The organism is Nonomuraea jabiensis (assembly GCF_014204795.1).
GTDB classification, from domain to species: Bacteria; Actinomycetota; Actinomycetes; order Streptosporangiales; family Streptosporangiaceae; genus Nonomuraea; species Nonomuraea jabiensis.
On record NZ_JACHMB010000001.1, the window covers coordinates 12,174,252 to 12,195,056 of the forward strand.

At 69.8% G+C, this 20,805-nt stretch carries 16 protein-coding genes; 15 read left to right on the forward strand and 1 reads right to left on the reverse strand.

The genetic code is table 11. The features are described from left to right. Window positions 1-139 precede the first annotated feature (139 nt). The 8 genes from HD596_RS55535 (at window position 140) to HD596_RS55570 (ending at window position 6,952) form a co-directional block, all read left to right on the forward strand. Window positions 140-868 (forward strand): GbsR/MarR family transcriptional regulator, encoded by a 729-nt coding sequence (locus HD596_RS55535; protein ID WP_185077448.1) that lies wholly within the window; start codon window positions 140-142, stop codon window positions 866-868. A gap of 274 nt (window positions 869-1,142) precedes the next feature. Next, window positions 1,143-1,478: a PadR family transcriptional regulator gene (locus HD596_RS55540; RefSeq protein ID WP_185077449.1), complete on the forward strand. Its 336-nt coding sequence runs from the start codon at window positions 1,143-1,145 to the stop codon at window positions 1,476-1,478. Next, window positions 1,475-1,876, forward strand: a complete 402-nt coding sequence (locus HD596_RS55545; RefSeq protein ID WP_185077450.1) for a DUF1048 domain-containing protein — start codon at window positions 1,475-1,477, stop codon at window positions 1,874-1,876. Before HD596_RS55540 ends, HD596_RS55545 begins: the two co-directional genes overlap by 4 nt. Beyond that, entirely contained in the window at window positions 1,873-2,694 is an 822-nt protein-coding gene (locus HD596_RS55550; RefSeq protein WP_185077451.1) for an ABC transporter ATP-binding protein, read from the forward strand. Before HD596_RS55545 ends, HD596_RS55550 begins: the two co-directional genes overlap by 4 nt. Beyond that, entirely contained in the window at window positions 2,691-3,452 is a 762-nt protein-coding gene (locus HD596_RS55555) for an ABC transporter permease (protein ID WP_185077452.1), read from the forward strand. The genes HD596_RS55550 and HD596_RS55555 overlap by 4 nt, the downstream gene beginning before the upstream one ends. Window positions 3,453-3,461: 9 nt before the next feature. Continuing rightward, window positions 3,462-4,679, forward strand: coding sequence for a cytochrome P450 (locus HD596_RS55560; RefSeq protein ID WP_185077453.1), 1,218 nt, complete (start codon window positions 3,462-3,464; stop codon window positions 4,677-4,679). Between the two features lie 90 nt (window positions 4,680-4,769). Beyond that, window positions 4,770-6,194, forward strand: coding sequence for a serine hydrolase domain-containing protein (locus HD596_RS55565; protein ID WP_185077454.1), 1,425 nt, complete (start codon window positions 4,770-4,772; stop codon window positions 6,192-6,194). A 38-nt stretch (window positions 6,195-6,232) separates the two neighbouring features. Then, window positions 6,233-6,952: a MerR family transcriptional regulator gene (locus HD596_RS55570; protein ID WP_185077455.1), complete on the forward strand. Its 720-nt coding sequence runs from the start codon at window positions 6,233-6,235 to the stop codon at window positions 6,950-6,952. A 42-nt stretch (window positions 6,953-6,994) separates the two neighbouring features. Here the strand turns inward: HD596_RS55570 and HD596_RS55575 are convergent, their stop codons facing one another. Next, window positions 6,995-7,429 (reverse strand): nitroreductase family deazaflavin-dependent oxidoreductase, encoded by a 435-nt coding sequence (locus HD596_RS55575; RefSeq protein WP_185077456.1) that lies wholly within the window; start codon window positions 7,427-7,429, stop codon window positions 6,995-6,997. A 508-nt stretch (window positions 7,430-7,937) separates the two neighbouring features. Here HD596_RS55575 and HD596_RS55580 point away from each other — a divergent pair. The 7 genes from HD596_RS55580 to HD596_RS55610 all read left to right on the forward strand — a co-directional run bounded on the left by HD596_RS55580 (window position 7,938) and on the right by HD596_RS55610 (window position 20,748). After that, window positions 7,938-8,354, forward strand: a complete 417-nt coding sequence (locus HD596_RS55580) for a CBS domain-containing protein (protein WP_185077457.1) — start codon at window positions 7,938-7,940, stop codon at window positions 8,352-8,354. 145 nt (window positions 8,355-8,499) lie between these two features. Then, window positions 8,500-9,417 (forward strand): SDR family NAD(P)-dependent oxidoreductase, encoded by a 918-nt coding sequence (locus tag HD596_RS55585; protein ID WP_185077458.1) that lies wholly within the window; start codon window positions 8,500-8,502, stop codon window positions 9,415-9,417. Between the two features lie 121 nt (window positions 9,418-9,538). After that, window positions 9,539-10,903, forward strand: a complete 1,365-nt coding sequence (locus HD596_RS55590; RefSeq protein ID WP_221520061.1) for an LVIVD repeat-containing protein — start codon at window positions 9,539-9,541, stop codon at window positions 10,901-10,903. 100 nt (window positions 10,904-11,003) lie between these two features. Continuing rightward, complete coding sequence (locus HD596_RS55595; RefSeq protein ID WP_185077460.1) at window positions 11,004-12,734, forward strand: tachylectin-related carbohydrate-binding protein; 1,731 nt, start codon at window positions 11,004-11,006, stop codon at window positions 12,732-12,734. A gap of 342 nt (window positions 12,735-13,076) precedes the next feature. Continuing rightward, window positions 13,077-16,373 carry a S8 family serine peptidase gene (locus tag HD596_RS55600; RefSeq protein ID WP_313047206.1) on the forward strand — a complete coding sequence of 1,099 codons (3,297 nt, stop codon included), beginning with the start codon at window positions 13,077-13,079 and terminating at the stop codon, window positions 16,371-16,373. Window positions 16,374-16,520: 147 nt separating this feature from the next. Then, window positions 16,521-18,335, forward strand: a complete 1,815-nt coding sequence (locus tag HD596_RS55605; protein WP_185077461.1) for a CocE/NonD family hydrolase — start codon at window positions 16,521-16,523, stop codon at window positions 18,333-18,335. 637 nt (window positions 18,336-18,972) lie between these two features. Next, complete coding sequence (locus tag HD596_RS55610) at window positions 18,973-20,748, forward strand: RICIN domain-containing protein (protein WP_185077462.1); 1,776 nt, start codon at window positions 18,973-18,975, stop codon at window positions 20,746-20,748. Window positions 20,749-20,805: the final 57 nt, after the last annotated feature.

Genomic DNA, 20,805 nt, shown 5'->3' on the forward strand with positions numbered 1-20,805 from the left:
TCACGCTTTTAGAGGCGTCTATTGCAATGAATATGACACTGAATGCAATGGGCGATCAAGGTAGGCATTGCAATGGGCTTCGAGTGAATGCATACTGTGCGGCGGGCCGCGCATGCCGGCAGATGGGAGACGAGCACCGATGCCCGGAGACAGACTCACCAACGAGGACCGTCAGCACATCGCTGCGGGGCTGGCCGAGGGGCTCGGATTCGCGGAGATCGGCCGGCGTCTCGGGCGTCCCGCCTCGACCATCATGCGGGAGGTCACCCGCAACGGCGGACCCGACGCGTACGGGGCGCAGCGGGCGCAGGAGGCCACCGAGCAGCGGGCGCGCCGGCGCAGGCAGGCCAAGCCTCCGGCGCCGCCGGTCGGCGACAGCAGCCATGGACGCGACCCCCAGGCGGTCCAGAACCTCACCGAATCCTTCGCCACGCTGCTCGAACAGCAGGGCATGCCCCGGATGGCGGCCAGGATGCTGGCCTGCCTCTATGTCACCGACTCCGGCACCCTCACCGCCGCCGACCTGGTCGAGCGGCTTCGCGTCAGCCCCGCGTCGATCTCGCAGACCGTCGCCTTCCTCGAACAGCAGGGCCTGCTCAGGCGAGAACGAGTTCCCGGCGGGCGCCGCGAGCGCTATGTCGTCGACGACGAGCTCTGGGTCCGGTCCACCCTTGCGGCTCTGCGGATGAACGACAGCCTCGCCGCCGCGTCGCAGCGCGCGGCGGAGATCCTCGGGGCCGCGACCCCGGCCGGCGCCCGCTTCGGCGTCGCCGCCGAGTTCCTGCTCCTCGTGAGCGCGACCCTCGGGCAGGTCATGGAGCAGTGGCAGCAGAGCCAGGCCGACCGGAAGGCCGAGCACCAGCCATGATCTGCGGATGCCGTACGAGACCGCGGCCCGGGCCGCGGAGATCCTGGCGCTGAACGCCGAGGACGTCGAGCACGGGCCCGCCCCCTCGGCTGCGTCGCGTCAGCCGCCATGTCAGCACCGCGACGGCCCGATATCAGCGCGGTCGGCGATCGTGAACGCCATGAACGCTTCAGCGACCGCGACACCCGCCCGCCCCTTCCCGGGCTTGCGTCTCAGCTATTCAGCGTTACTATGTACTAGTAGCTAGCAATACTGAGTAGCTGAAGGATGTTCCATGGGCAAGCAGATGACGGAGATGCTCAAGGGCGTGCTGGAGGGCATCGTCCTGGCGATCCTGTCCGGCCGGCCCGCGTACGGCTACGAGATCACGGCGTGGCTGCGGGACCAGGGCTTCTCCGACATCGCCGAGGGCACCGTCTACGCGCTGCTGGTCAGGATCGAGCAGCGCGGCTTCGTCGACGTGGAGAAGGTCCCGTCCGAGAAGGGGCCGCCGCGCAAGGTGTACTCCCTCAACGCCCAAGGACGGGAGCACCTCCAAGAGTTCTGGAGGACCTGGAGTTTCCTCGCAGAACGGCTCGGCCAGCTCCGCGAAGGAGGCAAGGAGACATGAACACAGAGCCGAAGAGCCGCTACCGGAAGTACCTGGAGATCGTCACCGGGTCACTCGAGGACAAGAAGCGCTACCGGCAGTACAAGGCACGCGTCAAGCAGCTCCCCGAGAACTACCGCACGGCAGTCGAAGCGCTGGAGCGGTACCTGATGTACTTCGGGCCGGGGGGCGAGTCGATCTCGATGTACGAGGACCTTGCCGATCTGTTCGAGCAGAGCGTGGCGGACGGAACCCCGATCCGCGACATCTTCGGGGAGGACCCCGTGGAGTTCGTCGAGGCGTTCCTCCGCAACTACCCCGAGGGCCAGTGGATCAGCCGGGAGCGCAACCGCTTCACCAGCGCCGTCGCACGCGCCGCCGGCGAGGACACCGCAAGAGAGGACAGGACAGTCTCATGACGACACAGCAAGCCCCGGCGATCCAGGTGCAGGGCCTGGAGAAGTCGTACAAGGAGCTGAAGGTGCTGCGCGGCGTGGACTTCGCCGTGGCGCGGGGCAGCATCTTCGCCCTGCTCGGCTCGAACGGCGCGGGCAAGACCACGGCCGTGAGGATCCTGTCCACGCTGCTCAAGGCCGACGCGGGCACGGCCAGCGTCAACGGCTTCGACGTCGCCACGCAGGCCGGCGACGTACGGGAGTCCATCAGCCTCACGGGACAGTTCGCCGCCGTCGACGAGATCCTCAGCGGGCGGGAGAACCTCGTGCTGGTCGCCCGGTTACGGCACCTCAAGAACCCGGGCAAGGTCGCGGACGACCTGCTCGCCCGGTTCTCGCTGACGGATGCGGCGGCGCGGAAGGTGGCGACGTATTCGGGGGGCATGCGCCGCCGCCTCGACATCGCGATGAGCCTCGTCGGCGATCCGCCGGTCATCTTCCTCGACGAGCCGACGACCGGGCTCGACCCCCAGGCGCGCATCGAGGTGTGGCAGGCCGTCAAGGAGCTCGCCGCCCGGGGCACGACAGTCCTGCTCACCACGCAGTACCTGGACGAGGCCGAACAGCTCGCCGACCGGATCGCGATCCTCCACGAGGGCCGGATCATCGTCAACGGCACCCTGGCCGAGCTCAAGCAGCTGCTGCCGCCCGCCAAGGTCGAATACGTCGAGAAGCAGCCGACCCTGGAGGACGTCTTCCTCTCGCTCGTCGGGGCCGGCGGCAGGACGGCGACCCCGGAAATGACCGCCACGTCGGCACGCACGAGTAAGGAAAACCGATGACCAAGCATTTCTTCGGCGACACCACCGTCCTGCTGGGACGGTCCCTGCGCCACATCGCGCGCAGCCCGGACACCATCATCACGACCGCGGTCATGCCGATCGCCATGATGCTGATGTTCGTCTACGTGTTCGGCGGCGCGATCAACACCGGGTCGGATTCGTACGTGAACTACCTGCTGCCCGGCATCCTGCTCATCACGATCGCCTCGGGCATCGCCTACACCGCGTTCCGGCTCTTCATGGACATGAAGAGCGGCATCTTCGAGCGATTCCAGTCCATGCCGACCGCGCGGTCGTCGGTGCTGTGGGCGCACGTGCTGACCTCGCTGGTCGCCAATCTGATCTCGCTCGTGGTCGTCGTGCTCGTCGCCCTGCTCATGGGCTTCCGCTCGGGGGCGGGAGTGCAGGCGTGGCTCGCCGTCGCCGGCATCCTGATCCTGTTCACCCTGGCGCTGACGTGGATCGCCGTCATCCCCGGCCTGACCGCGAAGTCCGTGGAAGGCGCGAGCGCGTTCTCCTACCCGCTCATCTTCCTGCCGTTCCTCAGCTCGGCCTTCGTGCCCACCGCCACCATGCCCGGCCCGCTGCGCGTCTTCGCCGAGCACCAGCCGGTGACCTCCATCGTCAACGCCATCCGCGACCTGTTCACCGAGCAGCCGGTCGGCGCCGACATCTGGATCGCCCTCGCCTGGTGCGCCGGCATCCTCATCGTCGCGTACGTCTTCGCCATGAACACCTACCGCCGCAAGATCGCATAAGGAAACGTCATGACCGAATCCCTCCACACCCTCACGGCAATGCCGACGACGCGTCAGCCCGGCTGCCCCTTCGACCCGCCCAAGGAGCTGGTCCAGGCGCGCGAGCACAGCCCGATCAGCCGCTTGCCCTTCCCCGACGGGCATCAGGGCTGGCTGGTCACCGGTTTCGATCTGGTCCGGTCGGTTCTGGCCGATCCGCGGTTCAGCTCGCGTAAGGAGCTCATGCGTCACCACCCGCTGATCGACTACAGCGCGTACGGTGACATCGAGCTTCCTCCGGCGCCGCCTGGTGAGTTCCTGCTGATGGACGAGCCGCGGCACTCCCGCTATCGCAAGCCGCTGGTGGGCAAGTTCACCGTGCGGCGGATGCGGCTGCTCACCGAGCGCGTCGAGCAGGTCACCGCCGAGCACCTGGACGCGATGGACAAGGCCGGCCCGCAGGTGGACCTGGTGACCGCGTTCGCCAAGCCCATCCCGGCCGTCATCATCTGTGAGCTGCTGGGCGTGCCGTACGAGGACCGGGGCTCCTTCCAGGACAACATCGACAAGTTCCTCGGCGGGGAGGTTAGCGATGAGGAGCTGATGGAGGCCTACACCGCCACCCAGCAGTACCTCGCGCAGCTGGTGGCCGCCAAGCGCGCCGATCCCACCGACGACGTGCTCAGCGACCTGCTCGACAGCGACCTGACCGACGAGGAGCTGCAGGGCATGGCGCTGATCCTGCTGTCGGCCGGGTTCGACACCACCGCGAACATGCTGGCGCTGGGCACCTTCGCGCTGTTGCAGAACCCGCAGCAGCTGGCGGCGTTGCGTGCCGACCCCGCGCTCGCCGAGCCGGCCGTGGAGGAGCTGCTGCGGTATCTGAGCGTCGCCAAGCAGTTCGCCAGGGTCGCGCTGGAGGACGTCGAGCTGGGCGGTCAGACCATCAAGGCGGGCTCGACGCTCATCTTGTCGCTGGCCACCGCCAACCGCGACCCTGAGCGTTTCACCGATCCCCACACCCTCGACCTGCGCCGGCAGGACGGCGGGCACCTGGCCTTCAGCCACGGCATCCACCAGTGCCTGGGCCAGCAGCTGGCCCGTGTCGAGCTGCGCGTCGCGCTGCCCGCGCTGCTCAACCGCTTCCCCACGCTGCGCCTGGCCGTACCGGCCGACGAGGTCGCCCTGCGCCCGGAGACGGCCGACATCTACGGGGTCAAGAGCCTCCCCGTCACCTGGGACGCCTGACCACGAGACGGTGGCGGGCAAGGAAACTCACCGATTCTCCGTGTCCCGGGCTTGACCCTGCCCCTGGGGCAGGGTTCGACGATACTTCGCATGAACAACAACGCACTGCACACCGTCGAAGCCTGGATCCGCGAGCAGGCCGCCGCCTACTGCGACGCCAACAACGTCCCCGGGTTCGTCGCCGGGGTCCACCACGCCGGCGAGCAGGTCGTCGTCGCCCATGGCACCGCGAACGTCACCACCGGCGCACCGATGCGCGAAGACACCGGATTCCTCTTCGGCTCCGTCACCAAGGTCCTGACCACCACGCTGGTCCTGCAGCAGGTCGACCGTGGGCTGCTGGACCTCGACGCGCCGGTGGTGACGTACCTGCCCGAATTCGCCCTGGCCGTACCGGGCGCGGCGGACAAGATCCTGGTCCGCCACCTGATCTCCCACACCAACGGCATCGACGCGGACCTGTTCTTCCCCGACGCCGAGGGCCGCGACGCCCTGAAGACCTACGTCACCGGGCTCGCGGACAGCTGCGGCACCCTGTTCGAACCCGGCGAGCAGCTCAGCTACTCCAACGGCGGCATGATCGTCGCGGGCCGCCTGCTGGAAGCGGTGACCGGGATGTCCTTCCCCGACCTGCTCGAACGCGATGTCTACGCGCCGGTCGGCATGACGGACTCCTGCACCTCGGCCAGGCAGGCCATCCTGCGCGGCACCGCCGTCGGCCACTTCCTGAACCCCGAGACCATGGCGGCGGAGCCCACAGGCATGTTCATGCTGCCTGACACCTGGGGGCCGGCCGGCGGCACGCCGATCGGCACCGTCGCCGATCTGCTCGCCTTCGGACGCACCCACCTCGCGGGCGGCGTGTCGCCATCCGGCACCCGCGTCCTGTCGGCCGGGTCCACCGCGCTGATGCAGCAGACCTCGCACGACATGGAGACCCCGAACGTCCCGCCGATGGGCCTGGGCTGGGTGCGCTACCCGTTCGGCGACACGACCGTGCTCGCCATGTCGGGCGCGTCACCTGGCGGCGTGTCCATCCTGTGCGTCGTACCCGAGCACGACCTGGTCTTCACCGCCTTCGGCAACACCTCGGGGGCGATCATGCTGCAGGACCAGATCCTGCAGCGGCTCCTGAGCGAGCATCTCGGCGTCCAGATCCCGACGCTGGTCACCGACGTGGCGCAGGACGTCGACCTGACCCCGTACGTGGGCACCTACCGCTCCAACCAGCTCCGCATCGACGTCAGCATCGTCGAAGGCCAGCTCGAAGAGCGGACGACCTACGAACCGGCGGACGAGTCGCAGGAGCGGATCTTCACCGAGTTCGCCGGCGGCACGACCTCCGCCCCGCCTCAGCGCTACGTGCCGATCCGGCCCGGCCTCTTTGCGCCCGCCGGATACCCGCTGGAGACCTTCGACGGATACCTGCGACTGCTGCTCGTCTCCTACCATGACGTCCGCGACGGCCAGGCCCGCTTCCGCAACGGCGGCGGCCGCCTGACCCGGCGGGCCTGACCGTTCCGGCCGACCCGCCAGCTGGAAGGATGTCCCATATGATCACGATTGGCCAGCTCGCGGACTACGCCGGAGTGACCATCAAAGCCATCCGCCACTACCACGAGCGCGGTCTGCTCCCCGAGCCCGACCGCGACTCGTCCGGCTACCGGCGCTACACCGCCAAAGACGCCATCGACCTCGTCAAGATCAGGACCCTGGCGAACGCGGGCGTGCCACTGGCCCGCATCAAGGACCTGCTCGACGCCGAGCCCGACGCGCTCGCGGCGGCCATCGCCGAGATCGACCACAACCTCCAGGACCGCATCGAGGAACTGCGGCGAACCCGCGACCAACTCGCCGAGCTGCGCGGCGGCGACCGGCTTTTCGTCGCTTCCGAAGTCGCCGACCATCTCGACGATCTGCGCGAACTCGGCGTCAGCGAGCGCCGGATACGCGTCGAACGCGACGGCTGGATCCTCATGCAGACCGCCTCCCCCGAGGACGCCCGCGTGTGGATCGCCGAGAAGCGCGAGCTCATGACCGATCCCGAGTTCCGCGCCCTCTACCTGGAACATGACGCCGCCTACGACTGGTCGCCGAACGATCCCCGCCTGCCCGCCCTCGCGGACCGCACCCGGGACTGGTTCGCCAAGCACCACAGCCGGTCGGAGAGCCGCCCCGTCCACAACCCGACCATCGCGCGGCTGGCCGAGCAGTCCCAGCCGGGGGCCTCATCCCCGGCTTGGGACCGCCTGGCCCAACTCATGGAAGGCTAGCCTCGAACCGCGTCGCCGGTGCCAGATCCGCGCGACGCCCGCTCACCCGCGGTTGTCAGCCCTTTCCAGCACCACTACCGGAATGGTCCTGCCGGTCTTCGTTCGGTATCGCTCGTAGTCCGCCCAGAGTCCGGTCATCATCTCCCACAGCCGTTCCCGCTCCTCCCCTTCCGCCTCCCTGGCCGTCACGGCAAAACGTTCCGCACCCACCTGCACGTGCGCGGACGGTTCGGCGAGCAGGTTGAGGTACCAGGCCGGGTGGGCGTCACCGCCTCCGTTCGATCCCACGATGACGAGCCGCTCGCCGTCCGTTCCGTAGATCAGTGCCGTCCTTCGGGGCAGACCCGACCTTCGCCCCCGCGTGGTGAGCAGCAGCGTCGTCACTCCCCACCGCCGGTGCCCTTTGCGCCCGTCCGTCTCGATGTACTCCTTGATGTGCCTGGCGACCCAGTCGATCGGGCTGTCCGTGGGGTTCATCAGCGAGTGCCTCCGTGTTCCGCTCTGCGGCCTTCGACGTCGAAGGTCGTGAAATCAGGTGGTCAGCCCGCGCTCCAGATCCGCCGCGTTGGCCAGCGCGTCGCAGAGGGCTTCGCGCTGGGCGTCGTCCAAGGGGATGTTCCGGACGGGCGAACTCCTCGAACAGTGCGGCGGTGTCGTCCACGGCGACGATGCACGAGCCGTCCGACTGCTCCGGATCGAAGCCTCACGCTGCACGGTCACACCTCGGATTTCGTATATGTCGTACACAGCGATAGGCAGCATATAGGCAAAGCCGATCAGGATGACGAGCCCGAGCTGACAATGCGTCAGGTCAAGATCGGCGAGGTTTCGTCACGCTTTTTGTCACGCTTGGAGTGGTGACGACTTCGGGGCCGCGCGGGCGCGGTGGCGGGCGGGATCGGCGGCGTGGACGCCCGTTTGGTTTCGGCTCCGGGCGCGCGGGCAGGCGGCCTTTACCCCAAATCGACGCAAACGGGAGAAATCTATGCCAACCGCACGAGAGATCATGACCCCGAACACCGAATGCGTCAGCGCCGACGAGCCCGTCCTCGTCGCGGCCGAGAAGATGGCCCGCCTGGACGTCGGCTCCCTGCCCATCTGCGGCACCGACGACCGGCTCAAGGGCATGCTCACCGACCGCGACATCGTGGTGAAGGTGCTCGCCGCCGGAAAGGACCCCAAGACGTGCCGAGCCGGCGAACTCGCCCAGGGCGAGGCGGTCACCATCGGCGCCGACCACGACGCCCGCGAGATCCTCCGCACCATGGCCAGCCACAAGGTTCGCCGCCTGCCCGTCATCGACGGTCACAAGCTCGTCGGCATCGTGGCCCTCGCCGAAGTGGCCAAAGCCGTCCCGGACGCCACCACAGGCGACCTGCTCGAATCCCTCACCTCCGACTGACAAGCGGTGCCGACCCATACCCTCGCAGGCCGTCCTGCGAGGGTATGAGTCCATAGACGACGGTTATCACCGCAGCTATTGGACCCGCGGCCCCGGCGGCGGCGACCATGATGATCGATTCCGACCCACCGAGCGGAGAGACATCATGACCGAACAGCCGCAGCCGTCAAGACGGGCCATCCTCACGAGCGGCGCCACGGGCGCGGTGGCGCTGGCCACCGGGATCGCGGCCGACGCCGCCGCGCCCGCCTCGGCCAACACGCAGAACCCGCCCGCCCCTTCCACGGGCAGGGCCGACCCTCGCGGGCGCTTCGCCGACAAGGTGGTGCTCATCACCGGCGCGACGTCGGGCATCGGACAGGCCACCGCGTACGAGATGGCCAGGCAGGGCGCGCACGTGTTCTTCTGCGGGCGGCGCGAGGAGCTCGGCCGGCGGCACGAGCGGGAGATCAGGCGGTTCGGCGGGGAGGCCACGTACATGCGGGCCGACGTGTCGAAGGAGGACGACGTGCGGGCGTTCGTGAGCGAGTGCGTACGCCGCTACGGGCGCGTGGACATCGCCTTCAACAACGCCGGCATCGAGAGCCCCAAGGCCGCACCGCTCCACCAGCAGACACTGAGCGACTTCGAGCAGGTCTGGCGCACCAACGCGGCCGGGGTGTTCCTGGCGATGAAGTACGAGATCCCCCACATGCTCCGGCAGAAGGCCGGCGTCATCGTCAACACCGCCTCCATCTCGGCCGAGGTCGGCTTCGCGACGATCTCGCCGTACAACGCGAGCAAGCACGCGGTGGCGTCGCTGACCAAGGTGGCCGCGCTGGAGTACGCCGACAAGAACCTCCGGATCAACGCGCTGGCCCCGGGCGCCGTGGACACGCCGATGCTGGAGCGGGCGGCGAAGGCGTTCGGGGTGACGTACGAGCAGATCGCGCAGGACTACCCGATCAAGCGGATCGTGCAGCCGCAGGAGATGGCCCGGGTGGTGATGTGGCTGGCCTCCGACGACGCCACCGCCGTCCTCGGCACGGACATCGACGCCTCCGGCGGCTACCTCACCGGCTGACCCCGAAGCCGCCCGCCGGGACCGCCCGCACGTTCGGACCGGATAAAGATGATCTTTCGTCCGTTTTTGCGGGTGATCCGCTTGGCTGGTCATGTTCTTGATCACCTGCGTGAGGAGAGACGTGGAAGTCCAGCACCCGTCACGGCGGCAAGCGTTGCGCACCTCGCTCACCGCGGCCTCCGCGCTGGCGGCGACCCAGGCCGTCGCCACACCTGCCCGAGCGGACGCCCCGCAGGCAGGTCCGAGAGGCCAGTACGCCCGCAACGTCGAGCTCGTCGGATACACCGACATGGACCACAGGCCGGCCTTCAAGATGGCGATCCGCCGCGTGGGCAACCGCTGGTTCCTCTACACCGGCCACTTCTGGCACTCGGGCTGGAGCATCGTGGACGTCACCGACCCGCGGCGGCCGGAGGTGGTGGCGTTCGTGCCAGGGCCGGAGGACACCTGGACGCTGCAGGTCGACGTGCACGGCGACATCATGGTGACGGCCCTGGAGCAGATCTTCCCCAACTTCGGCGGCGACCCCGCGGCCGGCTTCGAGGAGGGGATCTACATCTGGGACGTCAAGGATCCCGTACGCCCGCGCCGGCTCGGCCACTACCGGACCGGTGGGACCGGCACGCACCGCAACCTCTACCCCGGCGGCCGCTACGTGCACGTGGCAGCGGGCGCGCCGGGATTCCGGGGCAACATCTACACCATCGTCGACATCGAGGACCCGGCCCGGCCCAGGGAGGTGAGCCGCTGGTGGGTCCCGGGCCAGCGTGACGGCGAGGAGGGCCCGCCGCCGGCCGAGCGGCCGCACACGCACGGCTTCTGCTGCGCGAACAGCGCCGACGTGTCCCTGCACGGCCCCCCGTACGCCGTCGGGGGCCTGGCCTACCTGCCCTACGGTGCGGCCGGGCTCATCGTGCTGGACATCTCCGACGTGACCGCGCCCGTACCCGTCGGCGGCCTGAACTTCAGCCCACCCTTCCACTCCCGGTTCGGTGTGCACGGCGTACTGCCGGTCCCGGACAGGAAGATAGCCTTCGCCAACTCCGAGGACGTCTCCTACGGCAAGGGAGCCGCTCCGCACGCCTCGATCGTCGACATCTCGGACCCGGCCCATCCGTGGCTGCTGTCCCTGTTCCCCACGCCCGAGCCACCACCGGGAGCGCCGTACCCGGACTTCTCGAGCAGGGGCGGCTGGAGCGGGCCGCACAACATCAACCACCACCAGCACCATCCCGACGTGCAGCGCCAGGGCGACCTGTTCTACATCGCGCACTTCAACGCCGGGCTACGGGTCTACGACGTGTCCAACACCCGGCTGCCCCGCGAGGTGGGTTACTTCGTGCCACCGGACCCCACCCGCAGGTACGGCCCCATGCCCGAGGACCGGCTCGTGGCGCAGACGGAGGACGTCGTGGTGGACCGGCGCGGCTACATCTACATCTCCGACAAGAACCAGGGCGTCCATATCCTGCGCTACACCGGCTGACGGAGCGCGGTCAGCACGAGTCGGCGGAGGGCTGCCCGCGGTGGCATCCGTGAGATCATTTTCTCCGATCAGTCCGGCGGCGTCGAAGAAGGTTGTGGACATGCTCCGTGCACATCTGGCCGTCCTGGCCGCGGGAATCGTCGGAGCCTCCTTACTGTCCACGGTCGATTCACCTCCGGCCGCGGCCGCCTCCGCCCTGACCTGCTCGGCGGTCGTGCCGGTGTACGGCATCGACGGCGGGGGCAAGCTGCGCTGGTACGGCCACCGCGCCGGCGCCTCCGGCGAGGATTTCTGGGCCGACGGCAGCGGCAAGGAGATCGGCTACGGCTGGAACACGCTGGCCAAGGTGTTCTCCGGCGGCAACGGCGTGATCTACGCGGTCGACGGCGACGGGGACCTGAAGTGGTACCGCCACCTGGATCCGGCGACCGGTGAGCGCGGCTGGGCTCCCGGCGAGCGCACGGTCCTCGGCCACGGCTGGGGCGACTTCGTGGACATCGTGTCGGCCGGCTCCGGGGTCATCTACGCCCTCGACAGAGCCGGAGACCTGCACTGGTACCGCCACCTTGCGCCGGCAACCGGCGAGGCCCGGTGGGCGGCGGGGAGCGGCAAGGTCATCCGCTCGGGCTGGACAGCGATCACCACTCTGATGACCGGGCGCGACGGCACGCTGTACGGCGTGAACACCAAGGGGCACCTCCGCTGGTACGACCACACCGATCCGGTCGCCGGCGGCACCGCCTTCGGCCCGGGCACGGGGCTGGTGACCGGCGAGGGCTGGGAGGACTACCGCAGCCCGTCCGGCGCCGGAGCGGGGGTCGTCTACGCGCTCGACGCGTCCGGCCGGATGTGGTGGCAGCGTCATGCCGACCCGCTGGCCGGGGCACCGGTCTGGCAGGACCGCCGCCCCTTGAAAACAGGATTCTCCGCCTTCACCACCCTGTTCGCCGACGCCGCCGCCTGCTCGCCGGGGCAGTCCTTCACCGGTTACGCTCCCGGCAGATCCGGCCAGAGCCTGTACTACAGCCAGGGCCGGGTCGCAGCCGTCCTGACGGAAGGCGCCCGAACCGCCGTCACGTACGGCGAGCAGCGTAAGTTCGCCGAGGCCACGACCGAGGCGACCGTCTCGACCCGGGCCTGGGTCCGCCTGCTGCCCGGCCCGTGGTCACCGTCGGCGTCATGGGCGGCCTCATGGCCGGCGGCCACCATCGGCAGGACCGACGAGGATCTGCTGGACATCGCCACGCAGTACCTCGCGGACGCCCCCGCCAAGGTGCGCGACGGCCTGCGCTACGCGGGCGACGCCCACTACGGTCCCTTGCTCCCGGACGGCACCCGGGAAGAGGGCTCGGACTTCAACGACTACCTCGGCCTCGCATGGACCTACGACGACAAGGTCGACCCCCCGGAAGCCCGGCAGAAGGACTCGCTGGACTGTTCCGGTTTCGTGAGAATGGTCCTTGGCTACCGCGGCGGCTACCCCCTGGGCATCGGCGACACGCTGAGCAAGTCCGCGCTTCCCCGCCGAGCCGTGCAGATGGCCGACGACAACGCCCCGGGGATCACCGTGATCGACGGCGGTACGGCCAAACCCGCGTCCTACGCGGACCTGCAGCCGGGCGACCTGCTGTTCTGGGATGCCAGCACGGACGACGGCACAGCCCTCGACCACGTCGGCATCTATCTGGGCATCGACTCCACCGGCAAACACCGGTTCGTCTCCAGCCGCAAGACGGTCGACGGTCCTACGCTGGGCGACGAAGGCGGCCCCTCCACCCTCGACAGCGGCACGCTCTACGACCGCTCGTGGCGCAAGGCCAAGCGCGCCTGACCTCAGCCGGGGCCCCGGCTCGTACGCGGTCCAGCAGGCCGCCGCGGCACGAGGAGCATCGGAAGCGCCGTATTTCGATCACGAGAAGTGCTGGATTGTCGGCCTGATTCTGGCAAGTCGCTACGTTCTCGGCCGGATCACCGCTGATTACACTCCCGTTCGGACCGATCCACCCCAACCGGGGCGGCGGTCCAGCTCGTCACCCACCGGGGAGGGTCAGTGATCTCTCCGGCGTACCGGAAATCGGGGTGACACGACGCCTCCCGGGCGGGCCCACGCAGCCCCTCGACGAGGAGGTTCTCCGTGTTATCCCGTTCCCGCTCATCCCGTGTACGACGGCTGGTGTCGGTGGCCGTCGGGCTCGGCGTCGTGATCGCCATGAGCCCGGTCGCGGCGCAGGCCACGCCGACGCCGCCGCCCGGGAAGTGGCGCGCCACTCCCCTGACCGGCCCCGAGCTGGTCGAGGGCGCCAAGTCCCCGACCGGCAAGCTCGCCAAGAGCGACCAGGCGCTGCTGCGGGCCACCTCGCCCGCGCCGGTCAACGTCGTGGTCAAGCTGGACTACGACTCGCTCGCCGCCTACCGCGGCGGGCTCCCCGGGCTGCCGGCCACCAGCCCCGCCACCACCGGCAGGGCCCTCGACACCAGGAGCACCGAGGCCAGGAGGTACGGCGAGCACATCCAGGAGGTCGAGAACGCGTTCCTGGGCGAGCTGGCCAGGAAGGTCCCCGGCGCGGTGGTCGGCCAGCGGATCCGGACCGTGTACGGCGGCATCGCGCTCAGGATCCCCGGCGACAAGGCGGCCGAGGTGCTGAAACTCCCCGGCGCGGTCGCCGTGCAGGAGGACAGGCCGCAGCAGCTGCTGACCGATTCCAGCCCGGCGTTCATCGGCGCCGGCACCATCTACGGCCAGCTCGGCGGCAGCGACTCCGCGGGCAAGGGCGTGGTCGTGGGCGTGCTGGACAGCGGTGCCTGGCCCGAGCACCCGTCCTTCGCCGCCAAGCCCGGACTGCCCGCCCCCGGCCCGACCAAGGACGGCACGCCGCGGGTGTGCGACTTCGGCGACAACCCGCTCACCCCGGCCGCCGACCCGTTCACCTGCAACAACAAGCTGATCGGCGGCCGGCCGTTCCTGGAGACGTACAACGCGGTCATCGGCGGCGAGGTCTACCCCGACAGCGCCCGCGACTCCAACGGGCACGGCACCCACACCGCCACCACCTCCGCGGGCGGCGCGGTGGCCGACGCCAACCCCATGGGCATCAGCCGGGGCCCGATCCACGGCATCGCGCCCGCCGCCCAGGTCTCGGTCTACAAGGTGTGCGGCGCGGAGGGCTGCTTCCCCTCCGACTCGGCGCAGGCCGTCGCCCGGGCCATCCTGGACGGCGTACGCGTCATCAACTTCTCGATCTCGGGCGGTTCGGACCCGTACAGCGACCCGGTCGAGCTGGCCTTCCTGGACGCGTACGCGGCGGGCGTGCTGGTCTCGGCGTCCGCGGGCAACTCCGGGCCCGACGCCAACACCACGGACCACCGCAGTCCCTGGGTGACCACGGTGGCCGCTTCCACGCAGACCAGGACGTTCCAGTCCACGATCACGCTGTCCGGCGGCGGCGCCACGGCGACGATCAAGGGGGCCTCCGTCACCGCGGGTCTCGCCTCGCCGCTGCCCGTCGTGCTGGCGTCGGCGCCGCCGTACTCGCGCCCGCTGTGTGACGTCCCGGCGCCCGCCGGGATCTTCACCGGGAAGATCGTCGCGTGCGAGCGCGGCCCGAACCGGGTGCTGAAGAGCTTCAACGTCAGGCAGGGCGGCGCGGCCGGGATGATCCTCTACAACAGCTTCCCGTTCGACGTCTTCACCGACGCGCACTGGGTTCCGTCCGTGCACATCGACAAGCCCGAGACCGACACGCTGATGGCCTTCCTGGCCGCCCACCCGGGCGCGACCGCGTCGTTCACCCAGAGCGCCAAGGCCAGTTGGCAGGGCGACGTGATGACGTACTTCTCCTCGCGCGGTCCCGGCGGGGACTTCCTCAAGCCGGACGTCACCGCGCCCGGCCTGCACATCCTGGCGGGCATGACCCCGACCCCCGAATCGCCGCTGGAGGGGCCGCCGGGCAACCTCTACCAGGTCATCCAGGGCACCTCGATGTCGGCGCCGCAGGTGACGGGCGCGGCCGCGCTGGTGTTCGCGCTGCACCCGGCCTGGACGCCGGGACAGGTGAAGTCGGCGCTGGAGACCACGGCGAAGACCGCGGTCACCAAGCCGGACCGCACCACGCCGGCGGACCCGTTCGACATGGGCGGCGGGCGCATCGACCTGACCAAGGCCGGTGACCCCGGGCTGACCCTGGACGAGAGCGCGGCCAACTTCGTCGCCTCGGCCGCCGACCCGCTCGACCGGATCGACCTCAACCTGCCCTCCGTGAACGCGCCGACCATGCCGGGCATCATCACCGCCAACCGCACGGTCACCAACACCACGAGCAAGTCGCTCACCTTCTCCGCCTCGGCCACGACCGTCAGCGGGGCGGACATCACTGTGCTGCCGCCGCGCTTCACGGTCGCGCCGGGCAAGAGCGCCAAGCTGAGCGTGGTCATCACCGCGCCGGAGCTGCCCGACGGGCAGTACTTCGGCCAGGTGAACCTCAAGCAGGTCGGCGGCCCGCGCGCGCTGCACCTGCCGGTCGCGTTCTTCCGCCAGGAAGGCGCGGTGCCGGTCGACCAGACCTGCGCGCCGCCGGCCATCCCCAGGAACACCGGCGAGTCCACCTGCACGGTCACCGTGCGGAACAACACGTTCAAGGACGCGGACGTGACCGCGCTCACCACGCTCGACGGCCGCCTGCGCCTCAACAGCGTCACGGGAGCCACCAAGATCGGCAGCCAGATCGCGACCACCAAGGCGACGCTGGCCGCCACCCAGCCCGCCCGGCCGACGATCGCGCCCGGCGCGGGACCGGCCGGATACCTGCCGCTGGACGCCTTCGGCGTCACCCCGACCCCGATCGGTGACGAGCAGGCGCTCAACTTCACCGTGCCCGCCTTCACCTTCGCGGGCCAGACCTACACCAGGCTCGGGGTGACCTCCAACGGCTACAGCGTCGCGGGCGGCACCGCGGGCGCCGACGACATCGCCTTCCAGCCGCAGACGCTGCCCGACCCGGCACGCCCGAACAACGTGCTCGCCTCCTACTGGACCGACCTCGACGGCACCGGCGCCCCCGGCGTCTTCGCCACGGTCCTGACGGACGGGGTCAACCGCTGGGTGGTGGTGGAGTGGCGGGTGAACGTCTTCGGCACCACCGACCTCAAGGTGTTCCAGCAGTGGATCGGGGTCAACGGCGCCGAGGACATCAGCTACGCCTACGACCCGGGCAACCTGCCCGGCGCCCCTCCCGCCGCCGCGGGCCTGACCGTGGGCGCCGAGAACGCGGAGGGCACGGGGGGTGACCAGATCACCGGGCCGCCCACCGAGGACCTGGTCGTCAAGAGCACGCCGGCCGTTCCCGGCGGCACGCTGACGTACTCGCTGAAGGTCAAGGGCGTCAGTACGGGGGCCGGCAAGGTGACGACGGCCACCTCGACACCACAGGTGAGGGGGATCACGGTCGAAGTGGACAAGATCACCGTCCAGTGATCCGGCGGCGGCCGCGGGCGGTTCCGCGCCCGCGGCCGCCGCACCGCCCGGCCTCTTCGGAGCCGATCCACTCCAAATGTCAAGTGGCGACAAATCCCGAGAAAATCGTTACTTTCCCAGGGCAGCCATTGATCACGGGGAGTGTCCATGAACATTCGCGGGAAGGCCTCGACCGCCGCGGCGGCCGGTGCGCTGCTCACCATCACCACCCTCGCCTCGGGCGGATTACCCGCCGCCGCCCAGGCCGGCACGGCGGACGCGGCCGCCGCAGGCCCGGTCACGCACGAGGAGAACCCGCGGGTTCCCAAGGGCGCCGCGTGGACGGAGGCGTACTTCCCGTCCTCGGACGGCAGCGGTGTCGAGCTGCACGCCGACGTGCTGCGCCCGGCGCACCTGCCGGCGGGGGCGAAGACGCCCGTGATCCTCTCAGTGGGCCCCTACTTCGCGCACGCGGGTCAGACCGGTCCCGAAGGGTGGGACCGGGTCGGGCCGTCGGCGCGTTTCCAGGACTTCGTCGACGGCGCCGGCCTGATGGCGCGCGGCTACACCTTCGTGATGGTCGACCTGCGCGGCTTCGGCGGGAGCACCGGGTGCCTGGACTGGGTCGGCCCGGGCGAGCAGGCCGACGTCCGAGCCGCCGTCGAGTGGGCGGCCCGGCAACCCTGGTCGACCGGCAAGGTCGGCATGTACGGCAAGTCGTACGACGCCGTCACCGGGCTGGTGGGCAACAACCTCAAGCTGGACAGCCTGAAGGCGGTCGTCGCCCAGGAGCCGGTCTGGGACATGTACAACTACCTGTTCAGCAACAAGGTCCCGCGCCCCAACGTCACGGGCACGCCGAACGCGTACAACTCGATCGCGACGATCCCCGCGATGGCCGACGACAGCGACCGGTACAAGGCGAACGCGGCGTACGAGGCGAGCCATCCGCAGTGCCTGAGCGACAACCTCACCAACAACAACAATCCGGACCCGCGCTCGGCGTACTGGAGAGCCCGCGACCTGGCCGCCCAGGCGGCCGGCACTAGGACGCCGCTGTTCGTGACGCAGGGGTTCATCGAGCCCAACACCAAGCCTGAGGACATGGAGGAGTACCTCGGCAACCATCGGGGCCGGGAGCGTGGCTGGCTCGGCCAGTGGGAGCACGTGCGCGGCAACGACACCGACGCCGACGGCCGGCTGCTGCAGGGTCGTGCCGGCTGGTTCGACGAGGTGATGCGCTTCTACGACCAGTACCTTCGCGGCATCACCCCGTCGGTGACCGACCCGGCGTACGCCGTCGAGGACAGCCTCGGCAAGTGGCGTGCCCAGCCGACCTGGCCCGTGGCCACGACGTCGTACGACGCGCGGCTCTCCGCCGGCCGCTACCTCGACGACGGCGGCGGCCCGGCGGCGGCCGCCCGGGCGGACGGCGGCCAGTGGGACATGGAGCACGCGCCGCGGATCGAGCCGCTGTCCGGGACCGAGAAGAGCGCGGCCAAGCGGGGCGACACCGCGGCCACCAGCTTCTGGACCTGGTCCACCCCCGCGCCGCAGAAAGTGCGGATGACCGCCACGCCGCGGATCAGGCTCAACGCGAGCGCGACCGGGAACGTGATGGTGCGCCTGTGGGACCTCGCCCCGGACGGCACGGGCACGATGTTCGACGAGAACGTCGCCCTGCTGGAGCGCAGGGGGCCGATCGCGTTCGACCTGAAGTCGACCGACTGGACCTTCGAGCGGGGGCACCGCCTGGGGGTCCAGATCGGGACCATCGACTCCGGCCGCTGGCTGGACGTGCCCTCCGGCAACACGATCAAGGTCTCCGACGCGCGGCTGACCCTGGACGTGCAGGCCCCGAGGTTCGACGTGCCGACGCAGGGTGACCGCTCCCCGTACCTGGACCAGTACCTCGCGGCGAACACCACCACGCTCGGCGACGTCGGTCCCGGCACCTTCCCGCTGAGGGTCTGGGAAGGCTGACCGCGCGGCTGCCCGGCACCTGCCCCGACGGCGGGTGCCGGGCACCCGGTGCCTCACGGAGGAGGCCGAGGCCGGCCGGTGGCGCAGCCGCGGCGTCAGAGCGGCTCCTACGGCCCGGAAGCGGGTCGAATCGAGTAGCAAGGTTCGCGCTGACGCGCTGAATACGGCGCTCCTTCCATGCGGACCGGCTGAGGTGGTGGTATGGCGGAGCAAACATGACGCGAGACGGTCCGTCAAGGGGTCCGCTCCCTTCCGCCGCGCACCGATATGGCCCGATCAGAGCTGACCGGGCACGGGCGTACGGGCGAGGTGATGAAACGTTCATCGGGTGGGGCGGGGCATGACCGGGACGCACCAGCGGGCGGGCCTCCTGGGCGCCGACCATTCGTCGAATCGATTCGCTAACGGTCTTGACATGGCTCGTGGCCGTTTCCACACTGAGTCCGCAAGGCGGCTAACTCCTGCCGGAGTCGGTGGTGAACGGCAGGAGCCGTCGACCGTGACGCGTCCGGCGATGGACCGGTCATGATCGCGGCCGCCTCCCCTGGCGAATGGGCCTGCTCACCCTGCTGACCCGCGCTCCCCGCCCGTGGCTCGCTCGACCCCTCCCGCCCCCCCGCGACCCAAGGAGTCACACATGGACGCCCCACTCCACAGGTGGCACAGAAGCCGCCGCCGGATCGCCGCCTTGCTTGCCGCAGGCGCGCTCGTCGCCGCCTCCGTCATGACGGCCGCCACGCCGGCCGTCGCCGCGGACGAGACCATCACCGTCGACTTCTCCGCCGGTGGCGGCTCCCCCACCTACCGCGCCTCCGGGTGGATCTACGGCATGACCGAGAACGCGTCGGCGCCGCCGGACCACTTCTACACCGACGTGAAGTTCCGGTACATGCGCGCCGGCGGGGCCCAGCTCGACAGCCCGGGCGGCTGGGTGTCGGGCAAGTACGACCGCCGATGGAACTCCACCCGCGCCCAGCTGCTGCGCACCCGATCGCTGGGCGGGGAGTTCATCCTGCTCGTCCACGACCTGTGGGGCGCCGACGGCTACCCGATCTCGCGCTTCCCCGGCGACAACGGCGACTGGACCGACTACGACAACTTCCTCACCCGCCTGATCAACGACGTACGGGCGACGGGCGCCCCCGTGCAGTGGGACCTCTGGAACGAGCCCAACATCACCCTGTTCTGGAACCGCCCCCAGTCCCAGTACTTCGAGATGTGGCGGCGCGCCTACCAGCGCGTCCGGGCCGCGTTCCCGGCGCATCTCATCGTCGGGCCGAGTTGCGCGTGCGTTCCCTCGACCACGAACCCGTTCTGGGGCCAGTACCTGGACTACGTCAAGGCCAACAACGTCGTGCCCGACATCATCAGCTGGCACTCGCTGCCCGGCGACCCCGTCGCCAACGTGGCGGCGGCCGACACCACGCTGAACTCCCGCGGCATCCCGCACCCGCGCCCGTACCAGATCAACGAATACGGGGCGTCCAACGAGCAGAACCCCGGTGACGGATCCTGGTACATCGCGCGCCTGGAAAGGGCCGGCGCCGACGGCCTGCGCGCCAACTGGGCCAGCGGCGGGAACCTGCACAACGACCTCGGCAACCTGCTCGTCCGCAACTCCGCGGGCGAGTACCAGCCGAAGGGCGAATGGTGGGTCTACCGCTTCTACGGCTCCCAGACCGGCCAGATCGTGTCCGTCACCCCCAGCGCCGCGTACGACGCGTTCGCCACCAAGGCGGCCGGGACGGCCAAGATCCTGGTCGGCGGCGGCAGCACGACCGGCAACGTGGCCGTCAACCTGCGGCGCCTGGACACCACGAGCGGCATCGTGCGCAACAACCAGGTGAGAGTCGTCACCGAGCGCATCCCCTACAACGGCGGCGGCGCCGTCCAGGGCCCGGTCACCGTCCAGAGCTCCGTGGTGACGCTGTCCGGCGACGGCACGACGGTCAACCTGCCGCACACCGCCGTCGACGACACGTACACCATCACGCTCCTGCCTCCCACGGACCCGGGCCCCGGCGGGTCGACGTCGGTGTTGCGGAACGTCAACGCCGGCCGGTGCCTGGACGTCCCCAACGCGAGCACCGTCAACGGCACCCAGCTCCAGCTCTGGGACTGCGGCGCCGGCAACAACCAGCAGTGGACCCTCACCCCCTCCAAGCAGTTGCAGGTGTACGGCAACAAGTGCCTGGACGCCAAGGGGCAGGGCACCGTCAACGGCACCCAGGTGATCATCTGGGACTGCAACGGGCAGTCGAACCAGCAGTGGAACGTCAACGGCGACGGCACCATCACCGGCGCGCAGTCCGGCCTGTGCGTGGAGGCGAGCAACTTCGGGACCGCGAACGGAACGAAGGTGCAGCTGTGGTCCTGCACCGGCACGACCAGCCAGAAATGGACAAGGAGCTGACCCGGGCTTACTCATAGGCCAGTACTGCCTTACCTCGGTTGCCTCCATGCGTGCTCA